Origin of the sequence: Streptomyces sp. NBC_01264, from assembly GCF_026340675.1 — a bacterium.
GTDB lineage: Bacteria > Actinomycetota > Actinomycetes > Streptomycetales > Streptomycetaceae > Streptomyces.
Map to the genome: position 1 here is coordinate 6,411,310 of NZ_JAPEOX010000001.1, position 21,540 is coordinate 6,432,849.

Consider the following 21,540-nt stretch of genomic DNA (forward strand, 5'->3'; position numbering starts at 1 on the left):
ACGTGTTCCTCTGGATGTGTTCCTCTGGGCCACGGTGCCGAACGGGACCCTCAGCCCGCCCGGCACCGTAGCCCGGAGTACTTACGGCCGTCGGGTGTGCGGTGCCCGACAGCCGGTGGGAGGTGACGCGCGGTCAGGGCAGAGCGCGCGGCTTACCTCGATCCGTCCTCCTGTGCGGGGAGGGCGGAAGCTTGACGCAATTGTGGACTAGACCAATCTGTTCTGTCCATCCAATGGCAGGACCCTGGTTCCCGTCACTTCCTCCAAGCGTACGCGGAAGCGGGGTCTCCTGGATACTCCGGAGTATCGCGCTGAGGAAAGTCATGGCCCGTACCCGGGGTACGCTCGCCACGTGCCCTCCATGAACGACCTCGTACGCCAGCACACCGCTCTCAGTGAAACCGACCTGGAGTGGCTCCACCTGCTGGTCTCGGAGTGGCAGCTGCTCTCCGACCTCTCCTTCGCGGACCTCGTGCTGTGGGTTCCCACCCTCGACGGCAGCCGCTACGTCTCGGTCGCGCAGATGCGCCCGAACACCGGCCCCACCTCGTACCAGGACGACATGGTCGGCCACCTGGTCCCGCGCGGCCGCCGCCCGCTGCTCGACGCCGCGCTCGACGAGGGCCGCATCGTGCGCGAGGGCGACCCGGAGTGGCGCGAGGAGGTGCCGGTGCGCGTCGAGTCGATCCCCGTGCGCCGCGAGGGCCGGGTCCTCGGAGTGATCGCACGCAATACCAATCTGCTCACTGTGCGTACACCCAGCCGGCTGGAGCTCACCTACCTCCAGTCCGCCTCCGACCTGGCCCAGATGATCGCGGCGGGCTCCTTCCCGTTCCCCGGCCAGCAGGTCGACATGGACGCCTCCCCGCGCGTCGGCGACGGCCTGATCCGGCTCGACGCCGAGGGCGTGGTGACGTACGCGTCCCCGAACGCGCTCTCCGCCTACCACCGGCTCGGGCTCGCCTCCGACCTGGTCGGCCAGCACCTGGGCACGATCACCTCCGAACTCGCGCCCTCCCGCGGCCCGGTGGACGAGGCCCTGGTCAAACTCGCCAGTGGCTGGGCCCCGCGCGAGACCGAGGCCGAGGGCAGCGGCGGGGTCATCCAGCTGCGGGCCATCCCGCTCAAGCCCAAGGGCACCCGGATCGGCTCGCTCGTCCTGTGCCGCGACGTCACGGAACTGCGCCGTCGCGAACGTGAATTGATCACCAAGGACGCGACGATCCGGGAGATCCACCACCGGGTCAAGAACAACCTCCAGACGGTGGCCGCGCTCCTGCGCCTGCAGGCCCGCCGAATGGATTCGCCGCAGGGGCGCGAGGCGCTGAACGAAGCCGTCCGCCGCGTCGGTTCGATCGCGATCGTGCACGAGACGCTGTCTCAGAACCTGGATGAGCGGGTCGAGTTCGACGAGATCGCCGACCGCGTGATCGCGATGGTCGCCGAGATCTCCCCGGGCAAGGTCGCCTGCCGGCGCACCGGCCGCTTCGGAATCCTGGACGCGGAGGTCGCCACCCCGCTGTCCATGGTGCTGACGGAGATCCTCCAGAACGCCCTGGAGCACGCCTTCACCCAGGGGGAGGGCGGCACCGTGGAGGTGTCGGCGGCCCGCTCGGGCAGTGGCCGGGACGACGCCCGGCTGCTGATCTCGGTGGTCGACGACGGCTGCGGTCTGCCCGAGGGGTTCGACCCCCAGCGGGCCGGCAACCTCGGGCTGCAGATCGTACGGACCCTGGTGGAGGGGGAGCTCGGCGGGACCTTCGACATGGTCGCGTCCGAGCCGCGCGGCACCAAGGTCGTCCTCGACATACCGGCCAGCCCGCAGAAGTAGCGCGCCGGTCCGGTCACTCAGGGTGATGTCATGGGGTGCTCGTCGGCCCCGGACAGCACTGAACCCCGTACCGAATGGTTTTCGGTACGGGGTTCAAGAGCACGTTGCTGAGCGCTTATATGGGTACTACGCGCTGCGGCTCGAGGCTCGAAAGTCGATGTCAGGCGGTTGCGTTGCGCGCCCGATTGCGAGCGGCGCGGCGCTTCATCGCGCGGCGCTCGTCCTCGCTGAGACCGCCCCAGACACCGGAGTCCTGACCGGACTCGAGCGCCCACTGCAGGCACTGCTCCATGACGGGGCAACGGCGGCAGACGGCCTTGGCTTCCTCGATCTGCAGCAGCGCAGGACCGGTGTTGCCGATGGGGAAGAAGAGTTCCGGGTCTTCCTCGCGGCAAACGGCGTTGTGACGCCAGTCCATGGCTGCTCCATCTCCTTGTATTGCGGGCAGGTTGCTTGTGAATGTGAACGCTTTCACGAATCCCTTCGTGAGGGAAGGGAGACCGCCCAGTTTGGGGGAAAACTCGCCCTGGGCTGCCGGAGATTCGTGGAAGGGTTCTGGCGGTCTGTGTGGGTGCCGGGTTCTGCGGGCTGTCCCGATCGCCATGAAGAGATTCGCAAACCTCGGACGGGGATACAACCCCTTCCGGAAAGTTTTTTTTGATTCGTCGGTGTCTACTAGGTCACAGCCCTACTTCCTAGGGGTGGACCGGCGTGTAAACGTTCGAGTGGAAGGACTTTCGGCCCTTCCACTCACACAATCACACGCAGTGCACGGCGTACGCCTGTGAACCGAACGCTGGTGCGCAACCCGAGGTGGTCTCCGTCCATCTGGAACGGAAGCGGCACCTTCGAATGCAAGGTGAAGTCCGTCAGATCGTGCAGAGACACCGCATGCTTGCCGTGCGGACCGCGCTCAGGAGTCGAGGTCAGGAGCTGTGTCGCGTAGCGGGCGACCGCCGGAGTTGACAAACGGTCCAGTGCCAATACGTCAAGCGCGGTATCGAACGACGCCTCCGGGGAGGCGTAGAGCGGCCGGTTGCCCAGGTATGTCCAGGGTGACGTGTTGCACACTATCGACAGCACCAGGTCCGTCACCGGATCCGCGCCGGGCCGCTCCAGCGTCACCGTGCCGTGCCGGCGGTTGGGCTCTTCCCAGAACTGGCGCATCAGCTGTCGCACGTACAGGGCATGGGTCGAACGTTTGCCCCGTTCCCGCTGCTGTTCCACCCGGCCCACGACACCCGCGTCGAAGCCGAAGCCCGCGCAGAAGGTGAACCAGCGCGCCGGGACCGACTCGTCCTCCGTGCCCGGGGTGCCGGCCGCGAGCCCGAGGCCGACCGTCCGTTCGCGCCGCTCGCGCAGTGCGTCCAGCAGGGCGCCGGTCGCCTCGACGGCGTCGTTGGGCAGCCCGAGCGCCCGGGCGAAGACATTGGTGGAGCCGCCGGGGACCACCGCGAGTCCGGGCAGCCGGTCCGGATCGGGTCCCTCGTGCAGCAGGCCGTTGACCACTTCGTTGACGGTGCCGTCACCGCCCAGGGCCACGACCAGGTCCACACCGGTCTCGGCGGCCCTGCGGCCCAGGTCCCGGGCGTGGCCGCGGTACTCGGTGGTGACCGCCTCCAGCTTCATCTCGCTGGCGAGCGCGTGGGTCAGGACGTCGCGCGTGCGCGCACTGGTCGTCGTCGCTGCTGGGTTGGCCACGAGGAGTGCACGCATGGGCGTCAGCCTACCGACCCGTCCGGACGCGTCTCATACTGGCCGTCCCCTTCGGTGCGGGAGGGGCGCCGCTACGCTGCTGGGGTGAGTACGAAGCCCAGCCCCACCGTGTCCGCCGTCCCCGTCCCGCTGCCCCGCCGGCTGACCGCGGCCGCCGCGCTGACCGCGCTGGAGGGGCTGGCCCTGGCCGGGCCCGGCGTGGCCGACCTCTACACGGCCGTCCTCGGCGGCGGCGACTCCCTGCAGGCCGCGACCGGCGGGGTCACCCTGCTCGTCCTGGCCGCGCTGCCGCTGGTCGCGGCGCGCGGGCTGCTCCTGCGCCGCCGCTGGAGCAGAGGCCCGGCGCTGATCACCCAGCTGATGTCGCTGCCGGTCGCCTGGATGCTGTGGGGCGCGGAAGGGGCGATGAAGGCCGCCGCCGTGGGCCTGGCCCTGGGCGCAGTGGCCGTCACCGCCCTCCTGGTGAACCCGAAGGCCACCGAGGCACTGGGCATCGGGCCCTCGGAGCAGGCCCGATAGCCCGTACGGCCAGCTCTTCCCGTCCCCGACTACTCCTCGACCAGGAGCTTTTCGCGGAGCTGGGCCAGGGTGCGGGCCAGCAGCCGGGAGACGTGCATCTGGGAGATGCCGACCTCCTGGGCGATCTGCGACTGGGTCATGTTGCCGAAGAACCGCAGCAGCAGGATCCGCTTCTCCCGCGGCGGCAGCCCTTCGAGCAGCGGCTTCAGGGACTCGCGGTACTCGACGCCCTCCAGCGCCTCGTCCTCCGAGCCCAGGGTGTCCGCGACCGCCGGCGACTCGTCGTCGGTGTCCGGGACGTCCAGCGAGAGCGTGCTGTAGGCGTTGGCCGATTCCAGCCCCTCCAGCACCTCCTCCTCGGAGATCCCCAGCCGTTCGGCCAGTTCGTGCACCGTGGGGGAGCGGCCGTGCTGCTGGGACAGTTCCGCCGTCGCCGTGGTCAGCGAGAGCCGCAGCTCCTGCAGGCGCCGGGGGACGCGTACCGCCCAGCCCTTGTCGCGGAAGTGGCGCTTGATCTCGCCGACCACCGTGGGCGTGGCGTACGTGGAGAACTCGACCCCGCGGTCCGGGTCGAAGCGGTCCACCGACTTGATCAGGCCGATGGTGGCGACCTGGGTCAGGTCGTCCAGCGGCTCGCCGCGGTTGCGGAAGCGCCGGGCCAGGTGCTCGACCAGGGGCAGGTGCATCCGTACGAGCCGGTTGCGCAGCTCCGCCTTCTCCGGCGAGCCGTCGGGCAGCTCCCGGAGCTCGATGAACAGGGCCCGCGCCCCGCTGCGGTCGCGCGGATCCGGCAGGGGAGCCGGAGCCGTGAACACCGGAGCCCGCAGGGCTTCGGCGGCCTCCACGGCCGGGGTTGCGTCCGCGGCCGGGGCCGCCGGCGGGGCCGTGGCAGCGGCCCCCGGTGGCTGGACCGGCAGTGTTTGGTCGTGCTGGTTCTCGCTCACAGGGCCCGCCCGTCGCTCCGCCGAGTCCAAAAAGCCGTTTTCCGCATCCGTGTCAGCCGGGTGCGGCCGGGCGTGCTGCTGCTCCGGAATGCCGCCGTCGACCTCATGTCGTGCCCGGGGCCGATCCCCGCCCCGCACCGGGACCTCCCCGCCGCTCACGCCGGGCCTGGTCCCGCGCCGCGCTGTTTGTAGAGGCTGATGCTCACCGTCTTGTTCTCCTCGACCGTGGCCTCGACCTTCCCGGCGAGCGCCGAGAGGACCGTCCACGCGAACGTGTCGCGCTCCGGGGCCCGGCCGTCGGTGGTCGGGGCGGAGACGGTCACCTCCAGCGAATCGTCCACCAACCGGAAGACGCAGCTGAGGACGGAGCCGGGCACGGCCTGCTGGAGCAGGATCGCGCAGGCCTCGTCCACCGCGATGCGGAGGTCCTCGATCTCGTCGAGGGTGAAGTCCAAACGTGCCGCGAGGCCGGCCGTGGCCGTCCGCAGCACAGACAGGTAGGCACCCGCAGCGGGCAGCCGGACTTCCACGAAGTCCTGGGTCCCGGGCTCGCCTGCGATCTGGGACACCCTCACCTCCAAGGTGGTACGAGCTCTGTTCGCCGGTGACGCTATCGCGATCCGGGCGATCGTGTCGCGGCACCCCTGTCGAAGGGTGCAGAACCCTTTTGAACTTAGCCGCACATGGCCGGCCGAAAGGCCGCACCTGCGACCAGTGACTGATGGTAAGCCCATGGGGACGCACAGTGGCTAGGGGTCTGCGGGCCCAAATCAGGGGAACCGGCGGAGGGTTGATCTACCCCGCTTCAGACGATCGAACCGTCGACAAAACACCAACGCCAGGTCTCGCCCGGTTCGAAGCTGCGCATCACCGGATGTCCGGTCTCCCGGTGGTGCGCCGTGGCGTGCCGGTGGGGGGAGGAGTCGCAGCAGCCGACGTGCCCGCACCCCAGGCACAGTCGGAGCTGGACGGGATGGCTTCCGTCCGCCAGACATTCGGGGCAGGTCTGGGCAAGCGGGGCCGGCTCGGGGCGCGGCAGTTCGGCAACGTGCGTGCACTCGCTCATGATGGCCAGCGTACTGAGGTACGGGCGCCCGGGATGACATGACTCAAGCGAGGATGATCTTCGATGGAGGTATTGCCGCTGGTGGCGTTGGTCGCCGGCTGTGCGGTCGTCGCGGGCCTGGCCCGCCGCACCCCGGTGCCCGCGCCACTGATGCTGGTCGCCGCCGGGCTGGCCGCGGCCTACGTGCCGGGCGTGCCCGAGTACGACCTGGACCCGCACATCGTGCTGCCGCTGCTGCTCCCGCCGCTGCTCTACACGGCCGCGGTGGACAGCTCGTACCTGGACCTGCGGGCGAACATCCGGCCCGTGGCGCTGCTCTCGGTGGGGTACGTGCTCTTCGCGACGCTCGTCGTGGGGTACGCGGCGTACCTGGCGGTGCCGGACCTCTCGCTGCCGGTGGCGCTGGTGCTGGGGGCGGTCATCGCCCCGCCCGACGCGGTCGCGGCGACGGCCATCGCCCGCAAGCTCGGGCTGCCGAACCGGATCACGACCATCCTCCAGGGTGAGTCCCTGGTCAACGACGCCACCGCGATCACCGCGTACAAGGTGGCGCTGGCGGCGGCGGTCGGGGCGAGCGCCGGCTGGGCGGGCGGGATCAGGGAGTTCCTGCTGGCCTCGGTGGGCGGCGTCGCGATGGGTCTGCTGCTGATGGTCCCGATCCACGTGCTGCGCAAGCGGCTGCGCGAACCCCTCCTGCAGAACACCCTGTCGCTGCTGATCCCCTTCGTGGCCTACGCGGCCGCCGAGCGGGTGCACGCGTCGGGAGTACTGGCGGTGGTGGTGGTCGCGCTCTACCTCGGACACCGCAACTGGCAGGTCGACTTCGCGACCCGGCTCCAGGAGGAGGCGGTCTGGAAGGTGGTCGCCTTCATCCTCGAATCGGTGGTCTTCGCGCTGATCGGACTCCAGCTGCCGGTGGTCCTGAAGGGGCTGGGGGAGTACGAGGGCCTGGCGGCGGCGGGCTACGCCGTGGTGGTGTTCCTCGTGGTGGTGGCGGCCCGCTTCGCGTGGGTGTTCCCGGCGACGTTCCTGCCGAGGCTCTCGCCGCGGATCCGGGCGCGCGAGCCGGAGACGAGCTGGAAGGCTCCGGTCGTCGTGGGATGGGCGGGCATGCGGGGCGTGGTCTCGCTGGCGATCGCCTTCTCCGTGCCGATGAGCGTGCCGCACCGGAACCTGATCCTGTTCCTGACCTTCACCACGGTGATCGGCACGCTGGTGGTCCAGGGCCTGACCCTGCCGCCGCTGATCCGGCTGCTGCGGCTGCCGGCCAAGGACGGCCACGCCGAGACCCTGGCCGAGGCCCAGGCCCAGAGCGAGGCCTCGCGGGCGGCGGAGGACCGCCTGACGGAACTCCTGGCCTCCCCGGCGAACGCCCTCCCGCCGCCGTTGGCGGACCGGCTGCGCACGGTGCTGGAGCGGCGGCGCAACGCCGTGTGGGAGCGGCTGGGGGAGGTCAACGCGGTGACGCGCGAGTCCGCGGACGACGTCTACCGCCGCCTGGCGGGGGAGATGATCGCGGCGGAACGCGAGGTCTTCGTCTCCCTGCGCGACGCCCGCCGCATCGACGACGAAATGCTCCGGGCCCTGTTGCGCCGTCTGGACCTGGAGGAGGCGGCGGCGTACCGGGAGGAGTCGGCGTAGCGAAGCCCCGGGGTCTGCGCGGTCCGGGCGGCGGGTCCGGGGAACGGTGGAAGGGCGGGTAGGGGGGGCAGCCCCGCAGGGCGGCCCCCGGCTACGGGCGACCCGTGACGACCGCTGCCAGGGTGGTGCCCCTGGGGAAGGCCCCCTCGCGGGTCAGGTCGAGCAGGGCCCACAGCAGCTTCGCCACGTAGATCCGCTCCACCGCCAGGCCGTGGCGGGACCCGAAGTCCGCAGCGAACCGCTCCAGCTCGGCGGGGACCCGGGCGTAGCCGCCGTGGGTGTAGCCCTCGGCCAGCGACCAGTGGCCCGCCGGACCGCCGAAGGCGGCCGTCTGGAGGGAACGTATCTCCGCCTCCAGGAAGCCGCCCCCGACCACCGGGACTCCCAGCGCCCGCCGGTCCGCGCCGAGTCCCGCGGCCAGCCCGGCCAGCGTGCCGCCGGTCCCGCAGGCCACGGCGGCCACGTCGCAGGCACCGCTCAGCTCGCGGCCCAGCTCGGCGCAGCCGTGCAGCGCGAGGGCGTTGCTGCCGCCCTCGGGGATCACGTAGGCCCCCTCGGCGCCCGCCAGCGCGGGCAGTGCGGCCTTGTCCCGGTAGGCCGACCGGGTGACGAAGTGGAGCCGCATGCCGTCCGCGGCGCACCGGGCCAGCGAGTCGTTCAGCGGCCGCCCCGCGAGCTCGTCGCCCCGTACGATCCCCACCGTCGCCAGCCCGAGCAGCCGGCCGGCCGCGGCGGTGGCCCGCAGGTGGTTGGAGTAGGCCCCGCCGAAGGTCACGAGCTCCGGGTACCCGCCCGCGACGGCGGCCCGCAGATTCGGCGCGAGCTTGCGCCACTTGTTGCCGGGCAGCTCCGGATGGACCAGGTCGTCCCGCTTGAGCAGCAGCCGTACGCCCTGCGCGGCGAACCGCTCGTCGCGGACCTCCCGCAGCGGCGAGGCAGGCCGGGGGCTCAGGATCGGGTCGGGGTCGACTGGGTGTTCCACCCGCCCATTGTGTGCCGCGGCCGGGGCGGGGCGCTTCGGGCCCTACTTCAGGTGCTCCTCGACGCGGGTGCGCATCGAGGCCATCGTGAACCCCTTCGGGTCGATCTTGCCCGGACGCCATTCGAGGTGGCCGATCACCGAGCGGGCGGTCCAGCCGTGGGCGCGGCACAGGGCGGCCGACGCGCGGGCCATCGCGTCGAGTTGGGCGGCCGGCCAGGGGTCCTCGCCGTCGCCGAGGTTCTCGCACTCGAAGCCGTAGAAGTGGCGGTTGCCGTCGGTGTCCGCGTGCTGGTCGGGTGGGAGGCGCTTCTCCGCGATCACCGCCGCCAGGACGCCGGAGTCGCCCGCGCCGGCGTGGTTGGCGCGGCCGTGGCCGACCAGGTGGACCCGGCCGTCCTTGGTGATCACGCCGTGGCAGAGCGGGCCGGGGAGGTCCGCGTGGCCGTCGCGGCAGAGCTGGACGGTGTACGCGGTCCCGTGCGTGACGGTGTGGTGCAGCATCACCCCGTGCACCGGCCCCCAGGGGTCCTTGTGGTCGCGGTTGCGGGTGCGCCAGCCGCCGACTTCGACGACGGTGAGGCCCTCGGCCCGCAGGGCGCCGATGAACCGGTTCGCGGACAGGGGTACGGACATGACCGCCTCCTTGGCTGTGAGTAGCCGGATGATTACTCAACGTGTAGTGGAGGTGGTCATTCCGTCGCAAGGGCGCGCACCCGGCGCACGGTTCACGCCGAGGCGAGCCACAGGTCGGGGCCGAAGACCTCGTAGGTGATGTCCGCGGGCGCCACGCCCTTGGCGATCAGCTGCTCGCGCGCCGCCCGCATGAAGGGGAGCGGGCCGCAGAGGTAGGCCTTCGTGCCGGGGGCGACCGGGACGGAGGTGAGGTCGAGGCGGCCTTCGAGGTCGCCGGGTTCGGCGTCGGCCTCGTACCAGAAGTGCGCGGTGGCGTCGGGGAGCTTGCCGGTCAGGGTCCGGTGGCCGGCGCGCAGGGCGTGGTCGGCGGGGGAGCGGTCGGCGTGCAGGACGGTGACCGGAGCCGCGTGCGCGGTGTCGGCGAGGTGCTCCAGCATCGAGAGCATCGGGGTGCAGCCGATGCCGGCCGAGGCCAGGATCACCGGCGCGGCGGAGTCTTGGAGCACGAGGTCGCCGTAGGGGGTGGAGACGCGCAGGGCGTCGCCGGTGCGGACCCGTGCGTGCAGGTGGTTTGAGACCTCGCCGTCGGGGCCGGCGGCGGCCGGGCCGTGGACCCGCTTGACGGTGATGGAGCGGACCGGTGAGCCGGGGGCGCTGGAGAGGCTGTACTGGCGGATCTGGCGGGCCCCGTCGGGGAGTTCGACCTGGACGGAGACGTACTGGCCCGGCTTGAAGGAGGGGGCCGGGGCGCCGTCGGCCGGGGTCAGGTGGAAGGTGGTGCAGTCCGCGGTCTCCTCGACGCGGGCGGCGACCGTCCAGTCGCGCCAGACGTCACCGGCGAGGACCCGCTGCTCGGCGTAGAGGCGCTCCTCGATGGTGATGAGGGCGTTCGCCATGAGCCAGTAGACCTCGTCCCAGGCCGCGGCGACCTCGGGGGTGACGGCCTCGCCGAGGATCTCCACGATCGCCTCGAACAGGTGCTTGTGGACGACCGGGTACTGCTCGCGGGTGACGCCGAGGGAGGCGTGCTTGTGGGCGATGCGGCCGAGCATCACGTCGGGGCGGGTGTCGGGGTGTTCGACCAGGTGGGTGGCGAAGGCGGCTATGGAGCCGGCGAGGGCCTGCTTCTGGAGCCCGGCGTTCTGGTTGCCGCGGTTGAAGAGGTCGCGGATCAGTTCGGGGTGGGCCGCGAAGAGCTTTTTGTAGAAGAGCTCCGTGATGTCGCCGATGGCCGCGCCCACGGCGGGCAGGGTGGCTCGTACGGTCGCGGTCGACTTCTCGGAAAGCATCGGTGACTCCTCGGGTCGGGGTGGATCGCAGAACTGGAATGTTGGATGCGTATTTACGGGCAGAGGTCGCGGAGGTCTGCCGCGATACGGATTTGTGTTCGAAGTGTCGGTCGGGATCAGGCTATGCGGGTCCAGTGCCGGTGCGAATCGGCCATCCGGCCCCCGTCACGCAGGTCTTCCGGCCCCCGGCGATCCGCCCGAAATGCCCAGCAGGAGCGGCCCGGTCGGGGCTGCGACCAGGTCGTTCACCGTCAGCGGGTCCAGGGAGGAGAAAAAGGCCTCCTGGGCCCGGCGCAACGCCCCGCGCAGCACGCACGCGCTCCGCAGCGGGCACGGAACGGTGCCGTCGCAGTCCACGACGTCGCCGGCGCCCTCCAGCTCGCGGATCACCCCGCCCACCGAGGCGGCGCGCCCGGCGGAGGTCAGGGTGAGGCCGCCGCCGCGTCCGCGGCGCGCTTCGACCAGGCCGAGATGCTGCAGCTTGGCGACCACTTTGGCGGTGTGGGTGTACGGGACCTCCATGGTCGCCGCCACGTCGCGGGTGGTGGGGAGGTCCTCCTCCGCGACGGCCAGGCGCATCAGGACGCGCAGGGCGAGGTCGGTGAATCGGGTCAGCCGCATGGGGTCAGCGTAGAAAACTTGCATCTTCCGTGCAAATTTAACGGGGGTCCATCACCTGGGATGGCTGAAACAGGTGGGGTCCAAGTGCCGCATGGGGCGGGAGTTGAACTCAAGAGGGTGCCCAGCCACGAACGGAGTAGTCCCACCCTTTTGTGTAATGGTCTCACCACGCTCCGTGCTGAAAGGCTCCTCCCGCAGATTCATGGAGTGATCGAAGGGGAAAATTCATGTCGGTCCAGGCAGGTTCCGAATCCGAGACTCAGGCACCGCAGCGCAGTCTGGGGACATCGGCCGCGCGGAACTTGGCAACCACGACCAAGTCCGCGCCGCAGATGCAGGAGATCACCTCGCGGTGGCTCCTGAAGATGCTCCCCTGGGTGTCCGTCCAGGGCGGCACGTACCGCGTCAACCGGCGGCTGAGCTACTCGGTCGGCAACGGCATCGTGGAGTTCATCAAGACCGGCACGCAGGTGCAGGTGATTCCGGCGGAGCTGGGGGAGCTCCCGGTACTGCGCGACTACGACGACCCCGACGCGCTGGCCGAACTCGCCGCGCGCTGCCACCAGATCGACTTCGAGCCGGGCCAGGAGCTCACCTCCTTCGGCAGTCCCGCCGACAAGGTGTTCCTGCTCGCGCACGGGCGCATCGACCAGATCGGCCCCGGCCCGTACGGTGACGACGCCGTCCTGCAGACCGTCGCCGACGGGGCCTTCTTCGGCGAGGACGCCCTCGTCGACGAGGAGGCCATCTGGGAGTACACCGCCCGTGCCGCCACCGCTGGCACCGTGCTCGTCCTCTCCCGCCAGGACTTCCAGATCCTCGCCGACCGGGTCGACTCGCTGCGCGCGCACCTGGACTCCGTACGGGACCTGCCGGAGCAGCGCACCAACAAGTACGGCGAGGCCGCGATCGACCTCTCCGCCGGCCACCAGGGCGAGGCCGTACTGCCCGGCACCTTCGTGGACTACGAGGCCCGGCCGCGCGAGTACGAACTCTCCATCGCGCAAACGGTTCTGCGCGTGCACACCCGCGTCGCCGACCTGTACAACCAGCCGATGAACCAGACCGAGCAGCAGCTCAGGCTCACGGTCGAGGCGCTGCGCGAGCGCCAGGAGCACGAGATGCTCAACAACCGCGACTTCGGCCTCCTGCACAACGCCGACTACGACCAGCGCATCCAGTCCCACGACGGGGCGCCCAGCCCCGACGACATGGACCAGCTGCTCAGCATGCGGCGCGGCTCCAAGTTCTTCCTGGCCCACCCCAAGGCCATCGCCGCCTTCGGGCGCGAGTGCAACAAGCGGGGGCTGTACCCGGAGTCGGTCGAGATCGGCGGGCACCGGGTGCCGTCCTGGCGCGGGGTCCCGATGTTCCCGTCCAACAAGATCCCGATCAGTGACGCCCGTACGACCTCCATCCTCTGCATGCGCACCGGCGAGGACGAGTCGGGCGTGATCGGCCTGCACCAGCCCGGGATCCCGGACGAGATCGAGCCGAGCACCTCGGTGCGGTTCATGGGGATCAGCGAGCAGGCGATCATCTCGTACCTGGTCACCACCTACTTCTCCGCCGCGGTGCTGGTGCCGGACGCGCTCGGTGTCCTGGAGAACGTCGAGATCGCCCGCTGGCGCTGACCCGGCCGGCGCGGAAGCCGGCGCCGGAGCGAGGGCCACCAGGCAGGACGGGACAGGACGGGACGGAGCGCACACGCCATGTCGACCACTGAGGCGATGACCACCAGCGAGGGGCAGGAAGCCGCCGTCCTGCTGGAGCGGACGAGAGAAACGGTCAACCCGGAACTGCGCCGGACCGTCGAGAGCCTGCCAGGCTCGATGCGGAACGTGGCGATGTACCACTTCGGCTGGGAGCACGAGGACGGCACCCCGGCGGAGGGCGCCACGGGCAAGGCCATCCGGCCCGCCCTGGTGCTCGCCGCCGCCCAGGCCCTACGGGGGGACGGGGCGGCGGGGGAGGCCGTACGGGGGGCGGTGGCCGTGGAGCTGGCGCACAACTTCACGCTGCTGCACGACGACGTCATCGACAAGGACGTGCGCCGGCGCGGCCGGCCCACGGCCTGGACGGTCTTCGGGATCTCGGACGCGATCATCACGGGCGACGCCATGATGGCGCTCGCGCTGCGGCTGCTCGCCGAGGACCCGCATCCGGCCTCGGCGGCGGCCTCGGCGCGGCTCGCCGCTTGCATCGTCGAGCTGTGCGCGGGCCAGCAGGCGGACTGCGCGTTCGAGCAGCGCCGCAGCGTCTCGCTCGACGAGTGCCTGACGATGGCCACGGCCAAGACCGGAGCCCTGCTGGGCTGCGCGTGCGCGCTCGGCGCGCTGTACGCGGGGGCCGGCCCGGACGAGGTCGACGCCATGGACGCCTTCGGCCGGGAGGCCGGGCTGGCGTTCCAGCTCATCGACGACCTGATCGGCATCTGGGGGGACCCCGGCCACACCGGCAAGCCCGCCGGAGCCGATCTGCTGGCCCGCAAGAAGTCCCTCCCGGTCGTGGCCGCCCTCACCTCGGGCACCTCGGCGGGGGAGGAACTGGCCGAGCTGTACGCGGGTCCCATGACCGGGGACGACGTGGGCAGGGCGGCCGCGGCGGTGGAGCGGGCCGGCGGGCGGGACTGGGCGCAGGCCCATGCCGCCGACCGGATGGGGCGGGCGGTGCAGCAGCTGTCGCGGGCCGTCCCGGACCTCGGGGCGGCGGGCGGGCTGCTGGCGCTGGCGGAGTTCGTGACGCGGCGCACGAAGTGACCGCGTAGGGGCGAGGGGGACCCCGTCGGCGAAGGGGAGGCCTGTTCCGGCACCGCACGGTGCCGGAACGGGCCTTTCTGCGTCGGTGGGGCAACTCTAGGATCGCTCACGGTTGTTGACGCGTGAGTGATGTGAAGGGTGTGACCCATGGGGCTTCAAATACGCCAGGCCGGACCGTCGGACCGGGACGCCGTGGCACGGCTGCTCGACGAGGCCTTCCGCACCGATCCCGTGAGCAGCTGGGTGTTCCCCGACCCGGAGCACCGGGCCGCGGTGCACGGGAAGTTCCTGGGCGTCTTCGTGGACGTGGCGCTGGCCGAGGGCCGGATCGACTACGCGGCGGACGGTTCGGCTGCGGCGCTGTGGCTGCGGATCCCGGAGGCCGACCCGGAGGCCGAACACGTCGAGGACGAGGTACCGGCGAAGATGCGGGCCGTCGCCGACCCGGACAACGAGCGGTGCGAGCTGGTGGGCCGGCTCACGGGCGAGGTGCACCCGATGGCGGAGGAGCACGAGTACCTGCTGATGATCGCGGTCGCCCCCGGACGGCAGGGTGAAGGGCTGGGCACCGAGCTGATCCGGCCGGTGCTGGAGCGCTGCGACCGCGAGGGCGTACCGGCGTACCTGGAGGCGAGCAGCGAGCGCAGCAAGGGGCTGTACGAGCGGCTGGGCTGGCAGTTCACGGGCGAGGCGGTGCGACTGCCGGACGGGCCGCTGATGTGGCCGATGTGGCGCAAGCCGCAGTGAGCGATCCCGGCCTCCGGCGATTCCCCGGGGACCCCTTGCGAGACCACTACGGCTGAAGTACTTTGATCGACGTGCCTCGATGGGGGCACACTGTCGAACGGAAGAGAGTCGCTTGCGCAAGCTCACGTACTTCATCGCCGCGACCGTGGACGGCTTCATCGGAGCCCCGGACGGCGATGCCGATTTCATCTACGGCTACCTCGACCCGGAGTTCATCGACCACCTCAAGGCCGAGTATCCGGAGACCATCTCCACCCCGGGGCGCGCCCAGCTCGGGATCGCGGACGCCGAACCCAAGCACTTCGACACGGTGCTCATGGGGCGCGGCACGTACGAGCCCGGCCTCAAGCAGGGCCTGACCAGCCCGTACGGGCACATGCGCGAGCAGTACGTCGTCTCGCGCTCGCTCACCGAGGCGCCGGACCCGGCGGTAGGGCTGATCGAGGGCGACCTGGTGGCCAAGGTCCGCGAGCTGAAGGCCCAGGACGGGCTCGGCATCTGGCTGTGCGGCGGAGCGGACCTCGCGGGGCAGCTGATCGACGAGATCGACGCGTTCGTCGTCAAGACGTACCCGGTCTTCGTCGGCACCGGCATGCCGATGTCGCGCGCCGGATTCGGGGCGCGCCCCCTGGAGCTGACCGGGTGCGAGGCCCTGGGCGGCGGCCAGGTCGTCACCTCGTACGCCGTCAAGCGCTGACCCCGCCGAACCGGCGAAACAGGCCTACCGTGGAGGTATGGCCGGTGAAGAGCGGGACCAGAGGGCGCACGGGACGGTCGCCCCGCGGGCCGGGCACGACCAGCAGTCGTGCCCGGCCTGCGGGAGCCCCGTCGACACGATGGTCGGACGGCGCAAATCCCTGGGGATCTTCGTCCCGGTGTGGACCCCCGGTCCCTGCCGGAACCGGGAGTGCACGGCGTACGAGCCCGCGTATGAGGAACCGGGGACCGGCGGGGACTAGCCCTTCGCGTCCAGCCCGGACGCGACGAGGCCGTTCGCCCAGAGCTGGTTGACGCGCGAGCGCTCGGCGGAGTTCGGGTTGGCGTTCTGGCAGGAGGTGCCGGGGCCGCCGCCCGACATCAGCTCGCTGCAGGGGCCCGAGTAGTGGTCCGGCAGTCCGAGCACGTGGCCGGTCTCGTGCGCGGTCACGCGGGTGGAGTTGTACTGCTGGTTCTGCCGGTAGTCCAGGAAGATGTAGCCCTGGCCGTGGCCGTTCGTGCTCGCGTACGAACCGCGCGAGTCGTTGCCCTCGTAGTACGAGAAGTTCCCGCCCGAGGACACCTCCTGCAGTTTGACGTTGGCCACCGAGCTGTTCCAGATCTGCGTGGAGCGCGCTATCTGGGTGCGGAAGCTCGGCGCGTTGCGGGTGTTGTAGGTGACGGTCACGGCCGCCAGGCCCGGGGCGGCGGCGCGCTGCTCGGCCACCGAGCGCTGCACGGCCTCGAAGAAGGCGCGGTTGGCGGCCTGGTTCTCCTTCGACTGCTCGTACGCGGCGTAGGTGCTCGGGCTGCCGGCGCCCGGGGAGGCCGAGGCGGAGGTGCCCGGGACGACGGCGCCGAGGACGGCGGCGACGCCGAGGCCGACGGCGGACAGAGTGGCCTTGCGGGAGTGACGCATGTGGGGGACTCCTGCTCATCCGGTGCGGTGGGGGGCGTTCGGTACCGGAGTCTGCGGGAGCGGGAGTGGCCGGCGGATGATGTCAGGACCCGATAGGGCCGGGTTATCGGGGGATTTCGGAAGTCCAACTCCCAGGAGAATGGCGGGATTCGAGGGGATACCGGTTACTGGTGCGGTCGGCTCGGCCAGGCCTACTCTCGGGGCATGGAGCTTGAGGTCAGGCACCTGCGCGCCCTGTGCGCCATCGCCGACGCCGGCAGCCTGCACAAGGCCGCCCGGCAGCTCGGCGTGAGCCAGCCCTCCTTGACGACCCAGCTGCGGCGCATCGAACGGGCCCTGGACGGGGAGCTGTTCCTGCGCGAGCGCACCGGATGCAGGCCGACTCCCTTCGGGCGCACCGTACTCGGGCGGGCGCGGCCGCTCCTGGCCGAGATGGCCGCCCTGGTCGCGGAGGCCCGGTCGCTGTCCCAGGGGCCCCGGCTGCGGATCGGCTCGACGGCCAGCCGCGCCCTGCCCGGCTGGCTGCGGCGGCTGCACCGGCGGCTGCCCGGCACGGAGACCGACCTGATGGTCGACGTGTCCGCCAACGCCCTGCTGCGGATGACGGCCTCGGGCCGGCTCGACGTGGCTTTCGTGCACGAGGTCGAGGGCAGCCCGCTGCGGGTGCCGGCCGGGCTGGAGTTACGGGTGCTGATGGAGCGGGAGCCGCAGTTCGTGTCCATGTCCCGGGACCATCCCGCGGCGGCGCGGGCCGTGGTGGAGCTGCGCGACCTCGCCGCCGACCGGTGGACCGTGGACCCGTCGGTGGACGGCGAGTGGGACGGTCTGCGCCGGGTCCTCGCGGGCGCCGGGCTCGACCCGCCGCTGCTGCACGCCGATTACCACACGGCCACCTCGCTGATCGTCTCCGGCGAGGCCGTCGCCCCCTGCCAGCCCACCTCGGGACCTCGCGAGGACATGGCGATCCGCCCGCTCTCGGGCGACCCGCTCGCCGTGCGTCTCCTCCTCGCGACCCGGCCCGGGGCGCAGCCGCAGATGTCCGAGGGGGTGTACGAGGACCTTCGCGCGGCCTACCGCGAAGCGGCGCTCGGGACCCCGCCCTACCGGGCCTGGCTGGCGCGCAACGCGAGCCCGCTGCTGGCGGCGTAAGGAGCCGCCCTACGCGCGGCGGCGGGCCCGGTCGTAGGCCAGGGCGGCCGCACCGTGGGTCACCAGGACGGCCCCCGCGGCCAGCCAGCCCGGGCTGCGGCGGCGGGCCGCCCACATCATCAGGGGGGCTCCCGCGGCTAGTTGGGCGGCTCCCGCCAGGCGTGCCTTGGGGCCCCGGAGCCACGGGCCCAGGGGGCTGTCCTCGACCACCGCGAGCTCCGCCCGCACCGTGTCGCGCCAGCCCGCCCACTCCACCCGCTCCGCCGCCGGGGCGACCCGGGCCGCCTCCCGCAGCCGGTCGGCCGGTTCCCCGGGGTGCAGGCCGGCCGGCAGCGCCAGCCCCGCGCGGGCCAGCAGCGCGACGACGCCGAGCAGCCGGGACTCGCCGTCGGCCGCCGCGTCGGGGCGGGTGAGGCGCTCCAGCTCCTCCAGGTCCAGCACCGGGTCCAGTCCGAGCCGCGCCGCGAGCACCCGCATGGTGTCGGGATCCGGCTCGCCGTGCGGACGGCCCGCCGCGTCCCACTCGTAGGCCGCGGACCGGCGGAATCCCGAGGACAGGACGAAGCCGGTCCGGCCCTCCTCCCACCACAGGCTCAGCACCGGCCAGTTGGAGCTCAGCGCGACCGCCGCGCCCCATCCCGCCAGGACCTCGGCCACGGATTCCGCGCCGCCGAGCCAGGGCTCGGCCTCGGGCACCAGCACGCTCCACTCGCCGGCGGGCGCCAGCAGCAGGCGTTCGCGCAGGATGTGCGCGGCGGGTCGGGCGGCGAGGGGTTCGGCGCGGCAGAGCAGCAGGCCGCCCGCCGTGGTCTGGGAGATCGACATGCCCACACGCTAAGCCAAACCTGCCCAAATCGATGATTTTGGATCATCCTGACGCGCTTGACTTCCCGCAACCGCGATATATCGTGTTGGTCAGAAGACGCGATATGTTGCGTGCAGGTACGCCGAGGAGGATCAGCACCATGGCAGAGGCAGCGCAGACTCCGCAGAGTCCGCCGAAGGTATGGTCGGTCGCCGCACCCCAGAAGCTCGCCTTCGAGGAGCCGGTGACCGAGGTCCGCGTCCGGATCTCCGGCGGCACGGTCAACGTCGTCGCCGACGACGCCGTCGCAGGCCTGGCCCGCCTGGAGGTGTCCGAGGTGGACGGGCCGCCCCTGCACGTGGTGCAGGAGGGCGGCACCCTCACCGTCTCCTACGAGGACCTCCCCTGGAACGGCTCCCAGGGGCTCAAGCAGTGGTTCGAGAGCAAGCCCTGGAAGGCCTGGTCCACCTCCGACTCCGGCCGCAAGGCCTGGGAGCGCAGCGCCGCCGTGACCCTCACGGTCCCGGCCGCCACCCGGGTGCAGCTGGCCACCGTCAGCGCCACCGTCTTCGTCTCCGGCATCGACGGCGGTACCGACATCCACGGGGTCTCCGGCGACACCACGCTCGTCGGCCTGTCCGGCCGGGTCAAGGCGCACACCGTCTCCGGCGGGGTCGAGGCCCAGTCGGTGACCGGCGAGCTCGGCTTCCACTCGGTGTCCGGCGGCCTGACGGTCGTCGACGGCGCCGTGGGCAACGTACGGGCCGACTCGGTCAGCGGCGACATGCTGATCGACCTGGCCCTCGACGACCGGCCCGCGCCCCGGCCGGTCGACATCTCCCTCAACTCCGTGTCCGGGCAGGTCGCCATCCGCCTTCCGCACCCGGCCGACGCCCGGGTCGAGGCCAACACCGCCGCCGGCGGCGTCTCCAACGCCTTCGAGGACCTGCGGGTCTCCGGCCAGATGGGCGCCAAGAGGATCACCGGCACCCTGGGCGCCGGCACCGGAACCCTGCGCGCCACCACCGTCTCCGGCTCCATCGCGCTGCTGCGCCGCCCGGCCGCAGACCCGGCCGGCGCCCCGGCCGCCCCGCTCGCGCTCGACAAGAAGGTGCTCTGACATGCCGCCCGTCTTCGCCCACGGCCGCCTCCGCCTCTACCTCCTCAAGCTGCTCGACGAGGCACCGCGCCACGGGTACGAGGTGATCAGGCTGCTGGAGGAGCGTTTCCAGGGGCTGTACGCACCCTCCGCGGGCACGGTGTACCCGCGCCTGGCCAAGCTGGAGACCGAGGGCCTGGTCACGCACGCGAGCGAGGGCGGGCGGAAGGTGTACTCGATCACCGACGCGGGCCGCGCCGAACTGGCCGACCGCGGCGGCGAACTGGCCGACCTGGAACTGGAGATCCGCGACTCGGTCTCCGAACTGGCCGCCGAGATCCGCGCCGACGTGAGCGGCGCGGCGGGCGATCTGCGGCGCGAACTGCGGGCCGCGGCCAGCGCTTCGGCCACGCAGGTGGAGGACGAGTCCTGGAAGGCGGCCAAGGAGGAGCTCCGCAAGGCCAAGGCCGAGTGGAAGGAACAGGCGCGCCGGGCGAAGGACGAGAGCCGCCGCGCCCGCGAGGAGGCCCAGCAGGCGCGGCGGCAGGCCAAGGAGGCGCAGGAGCGGGCCCGCGAGGAGGTCCAGCGCATCGCCGGCCAGCTGCAGGAGCAGTTCGCGAAGTCGGGCGGGGTCCTGGGCAGCCTGGCGGGAGCCTGGCTCGGCGTCTCCGGCCCGACGACGGCGCCGTCCGGTCCTTCGACGACCTCGGCGACCTCCGCTCAGGCGGCCGACCAGGCGCCCGCTCCCGACACGGACTGGGCGCGTGACGTACCGCAGACGGGGGAGCCGGCCCGCGACCTGGACCGGCTGCTGGACCGCTTCCGCGACGACATCCGCGACGCGGCCCGCGACCGGGGGATCGGCGAAGACCAGCTGGCGCAGGCCCGTACCCACCTGGCGGAGGCGGCCGCCCGCATCGCCGCTGCCCTCGGGCAGCGGAGCTAGACAAGATCAGGAGGGGCGGCGCGGACCGTCCCCACCGGATCCTCGCCGCGGCCGACCCCTGTACGGCCGCGGCGAGGTGGTTCAGCGCCCGGAGCCCGCGCGGCGCATCCGCGCGGCGAGCAGGAGCCCCGCGCCGGCGACGAGCGCGGCGCCCGCGCCGCCCGCGATCAGGGCGGAGTCACCGGCGCCGGTGGAGGCGAGGGGACCGCTGCCGCCCTGAGGGGTGACGGCGGTGTTGCCACCGCTGGTTCCGGATCCGGCAGACCCGGTGCCGGGGGTCGGCGTCGGAGTCGGGGTCGGGGTCGGGGTGACAGGCTGCTTCCCTTCCTCCTCCTTCTCCTTGTCCTTGGCGCGCGCCTCGTGCTGGCCCGTCTTCAGGAACTCGACGCGGTCGGCGGGAGTGCCGTTGAGCGCTGCGAGGCCCGCCTTGACCAGTTCCGGGCCCCCGCCGTCGATGATCTGCGCGATCTCGATCCGGTTGTCCTGGTCGCGCAGCAGGTGCTGGCCCGTCTTCAGGAATTCGACACGGTCGGCGGGCGTGCCCTTGAGCGCCTTCTTGGCGCCTTCCTTCAGGTTGGGCCCGGCTCCGTTGACCATCCTGGCGATGTCGACCCTGTTGTCGTCGTCGCGCAGCTCGTGCTGAGTGACCTCGTAGAAGTGGCGCAGCTTCTCCAGGTTCGACCCGTCGTTGCTGAGGACCTCGTTGATGCCTTCCTTCAGGCCGGGGCCGGCACCGTTCAGGAGGCGGAGGATCAGGATCCGGTAGTCGTCGAGACGGATCGCGTGCTGGTCGGTCTCGATGAACTTGCGCATGGCCGCGGGGCCTTCGGCGATGGCCTTGAGGCCCGCCTTCTTCATGTACTCGCTGGCCATCGGGTCAGCGATGATCTCGAGGATCGTCTTGCGGTCCCGCTCGGCCTGACTGCTCTCAGGCTGCTCGGCCGGCGGCTGCACCGCCGGGGGCTGGTCGGGCGCGGTCGGAGCCGTGGGACTGGCGGACGCGCCGGCTTCTCCGCCGGTGGCGAAGGCCGGGGACGACAGGAACACGGCGGGGGCCAGCGCGGAAACGGTGACCGCCGCGGCGATCCGGGACAACTTCACGGCAAAACCCCCAGGGGGAGGAACGTTCTTTCGCAGTGCAAGACTCACCGGCCGCGGTTGTACGGCGCACCGAAGAA

General features: G+C 71.7%; 23 protein-coding genes. 11 read left to right on the forward strand and 12 right to left on the reverse strand.

Annotated features, from left to right (window positions below; genetic code table 11):
* The first annotated feature begins 361 nt into the window (after positions 1-361).
* The gene (locus tag OG435_RS30130) at positions 362-1,831 is read left to right on the forward strand and encodes a sensor histidine kinase (protein ID WP_266882204.1); all 1,470 of its coding nucleotides are present in this window, start codon (positions 362-364) and stop codon (positions 1,829-1,831) included.
* A gap of 160 nt (positions 1,832-1,991) precedes the next feature.
* On the opposite strand, the gene OG435_RS30135 is transcribed toward OG435_RS30130, so the two are convergent.
* A complete protein-coding gene (locus OG435_RS30135) occupies positions 1,992-2,249 on the reverse strand; it encodes a WhiB family transcriptional regulator (RefSeq protein ID WP_004937597.1) in 258 nt (85 codons plus the stop codon).
* A 332-nt stretch (positions 2,250-2,581) separates the two neighbouring features.
* Complete coding sequence (locus OG435_RS30140) at positions 2,582-3,547, reverse strand: diacylglycerol/lipid kinase family protein (RefSeq protein ID WP_266881073.1); 966 nt, start codon at positions 3,545-3,547, stop codon at positions 2,582-2,584.
* Between the two features lie 84 nt (positions 3,548-3,631).
* Here OG435_RS30140 and OG435_RS30145 point away from each other — a divergent pair, with 84 nt between their 5' ends.
* Positions 3,632-4,066, forward strand: coding sequence for a hypothetical protein (locus tag OG435_RS30145; RefSeq protein WP_266881074.1), 435 nt, complete (start codon positions 3,632-3,634; stop codon positions 4,064-4,066).
* A 29-nt stretch (positions 4,067-4,095) separates the two neighbouring features.
* Here OG435_RS30145 and OG435_RS30150 read toward each other — a convergent pair whose 3' ends face one another.
* From OG435_RS30150 to OG435_RS30160, 3 genes are all read right to left on the reverse strand, one after another.
* A complete protein-coding gene (locus tag OG435_RS30150) occupies positions 4,096-5,169 on the reverse strand; it encodes an RNA polymerase sigma factor SigF (RefSeq protein WP_266881075.1) in 1,074 nt (357 codons plus the stop codon).
* Positions 5,166-5,579: an anti-sigma regulatory factor gene (locus tag OG435_RS30155; protein ID WP_214949331.1), complete on the reverse strand. Its 414-nt coding sequence runs from the start codon at positions 5,577-5,579 to the stop codon at positions 5,166-5,168. The genes OG435_RS30150 and OG435_RS30155 overlap by 4 nt, the downstream gene beginning before the upstream one ends.
* A gap of 236 nt (positions 5,580-5,815) precedes the next feature.
* The gene (locus OG435_RS30160; RefSeq protein WP_266881076.1) at positions 5,816-6,076 is read right to left on the reverse strand and encodes a UBP-type zinc finger domain-containing protein; all 261 of its coding nucleotides are present in this window, start codon (positions 6,074-6,076) and stop codon (positions 5,816-5,818) included.
* A 63-nt stretch (positions 6,077-6,139) separates the two neighbouring features.
* Between OG435_RS30160 and OG435_RS30165 the strand changes: the two genes are divergently transcribed.
* On the forward strand, positions 6,140-7,717 hold the full coding sequence (locus tag OG435_RS30165) for a Na+/H+ antiporter (protein ID WP_266881077.1): 1,578 nt from the start codon (positions 6,140-6,142) through the stop codon (positions 7,715-7,717).
* Between the two features lie 91 nt (positions 7,718-7,808).
* Here the strand turns inward: OG435_RS30165 and OG435_RS30170 are convergent, their stop codons facing one another.
* The 4 genes from OG435_RS30170 to OG435_RS30185 all read right to left on the reverse strand — a co-directional run bounded on the left by OG435_RS30170 (position 7,809) and on the right by OG435_RS30185 (position 11,242).
* Positions 7,809-8,699, reverse strand: coding sequence for a 1-aminocyclopropane-1-carboxylate deaminase/D-cysteine desulfhydrase (locus tag OG435_RS30170; protein ID WP_266881078.1), 891 nt, complete (start codon positions 8,697-8,699; stop codon positions 7,809-7,811).
* Between the two features lie 42 nt (positions 8,700-8,741).
* Entirely contained in the window at positions 8,742-9,332 is a 591-nt protein-coding gene (locus OG435_RS30175; RefSeq protein WP_266881079.1) for an N-acetylmuramoyl-L-alanine amidase, read from the reverse strand.
* Between the two features lie 92 nt (positions 9,333-9,424).
* Positions 9,425-10,621, reverse strand: a complete 1,197-nt coding sequence (locus OG435_RS30180) for a globin domain-containing protein (RefSeq protein WP_266881080.1) — start codon at positions 10,619-10,621, stop codon at positions 9,425-9,427.
* Positions 10,622-10,786: 165 nt separating this feature from the next.
* On the reverse strand, positions 10,787-11,242 hold the full coding sequence (locus OG435_RS30185; protein ID WP_266881081.1) for an RrF2 family transcriptional regulator: 456 nt from the start codon (positions 11,240-11,242) through the stop codon (positions 10,787-10,789).
* Positions 11,243-11,469: 227 nt separating this feature from the next.
* Between OG435_RS30185 and OG435_RS30190 the strand changes: the two genes are divergently transcribed.
* The 5 genes from OG435_RS30190 to OG435_RS30210 all read left to right on the forward strand — a co-directional run bounded on the left by OG435_RS30190 (position 11,470) and on the right by OG435_RS30210 (position 15,707).
* Positions 11,470-12,876 (forward strand): family 2B encapsulin nanocompartment shell protein, encoded by a 1,407-nt coding sequence (locus tag OG435_RS30190; protein WP_266881082.1) that lies wholly within the window; start codon positions 11,470-11,472, stop codon positions 12,874-12,876.
* Positions 12,877-12,954: 78 nt separating this feature from the next.
* The gene (locus OG435_RS30195; RefSeq protein ID WP_266881083.1) at positions 12,955-14,001 is read left to right on the forward strand and encodes a family 2 encapsulin nanocompartment cargo protein polyprenyl transferase; all 1,047 of its coding nucleotides are present in this window, start codon (positions 12,955-12,957) and stop codon (positions 13,999-14,001) included.
* Between the two features lie 147 nt (positions 14,002-14,148).
* The gene (locus tag OG435_RS30200) at positions 14,149-14,748 is read left to right on the forward strand and encodes a GNAT family N-acetyltransferase (RefSeq protein ID WP_266881084.1); all 600 of its coding nucleotides are present in this window, start codon (positions 14,149-14,151) and stop codon (positions 14,746-14,748) included.
* Between the two features lie 112 nt (positions 14,749-14,860).
* Positions 14,861-15,445 carry a dihydrofolate reductase family protein gene (locus OG435_RS30205; RefSeq protein WP_266881085.1) on the forward strand — a complete coding sequence of 195 codons (585 nt, stop codon included), beginning with the start codon at positions 14,861-14,863 and terminating at the stop codon, positions 15,443-15,445.
* Positions 15,446-15,482: 37 nt separating this feature from the next.
* Positions 15,483-15,707 (forward strand): hypothetical protein, encoded by a 225-nt coding sequence (locus OG435_RS30210; protein ID WP_266882325.1) that lies wholly within the window; start codon positions 15,483-15,485, stop codon positions 15,705-15,707.
* Here the strand turns inward: OG435_RS30210 and snpA are convergent.
* Positions 15,704-16,363 (reverse strand): snapalysin, encoded by a 660-nt coding sequence (gene snpA, locus OG435_RS30215; protein ID WP_266881086.1) that lies wholly within the window; start codon positions 16,361-16,363, stop codon positions 15,704-15,706. The two genes, OG435_RS30210 and snpA, sit on opposite strands and share 4 nt — an antisense overlap.
* A gap of 204 nt (positions 16,364-16,567) precedes the next feature.
* On the opposite strand from snpA, the gene OG435_RS30220 reads away from it, so the two are divergent.
* Positions 16,568-17,512 carry a LysR family transcriptional regulator gene (locus OG435_RS30220; RefSeq protein WP_266881087.1) on the forward strand — a complete coding sequence of 315 codons (945 nt, stop codon included), beginning with the start codon at positions 16,568-16,570 and terminating at the stop codon, positions 17,510-17,512.
* 9 nt (positions 17,513-17,521) lie between these two features.
* Here the strand turns inward: OG435_RS30220 and OG435_RS30225 are convergent, their stop codons facing one another.
* Positions 17,522-18,331, reverse strand: coding sequence for a hypothetical protein (locus tag OG435_RS30225; protein WP_266882206.1), 810 nt, complete (start codon positions 18,329-18,331; stop codon positions 17,522-17,524).
* A 146-nt stretch (positions 18,332-18,477) separates the two neighbouring features.
* Between OG435_RS30225 and OG435_RS30230 the strand changes: the two genes are divergently transcribed.
* A complete protein-coding gene (locus tag OG435_RS30230) occupies positions 18,478-19,437 on the forward strand; it encodes a DUF4097 family beta strand repeat-containing protein (protein ID WP_266881088.1) in 960 nt (319 codons plus the stop codon).
* A 1-nt stretch (position 19,438) separates the two neighbouring features.
* The gene (locus OG435_RS30235) at positions 19,439-20,362 is read left to right on the forward strand and encodes a PadR family transcriptional regulator (protein ID WP_266881089.1); all 924 of its coding nucleotides are present in this window, start codon (positions 19,439-19,441) and stop codon (positions 20,360-20,362) included.
* Positions 20,363-20,443: 81 nt separating this feature from the next.
* On the opposite strand, the gene OG435_RS30240 is transcribed toward OG435_RS30235, so the two are convergent.
* Positions 20,444-21,463, reverse strand: coding sequence for an ALF repeat-containing protein (locus OG435_RS30240; RefSeq protein WP_266881090.1), 1,020 nt, complete (start codon positions 21,461-21,463; stop codon positions 20,444-20,446).
* Positions 21,464-21,540 lie beyond the last annotated feature (77 nt).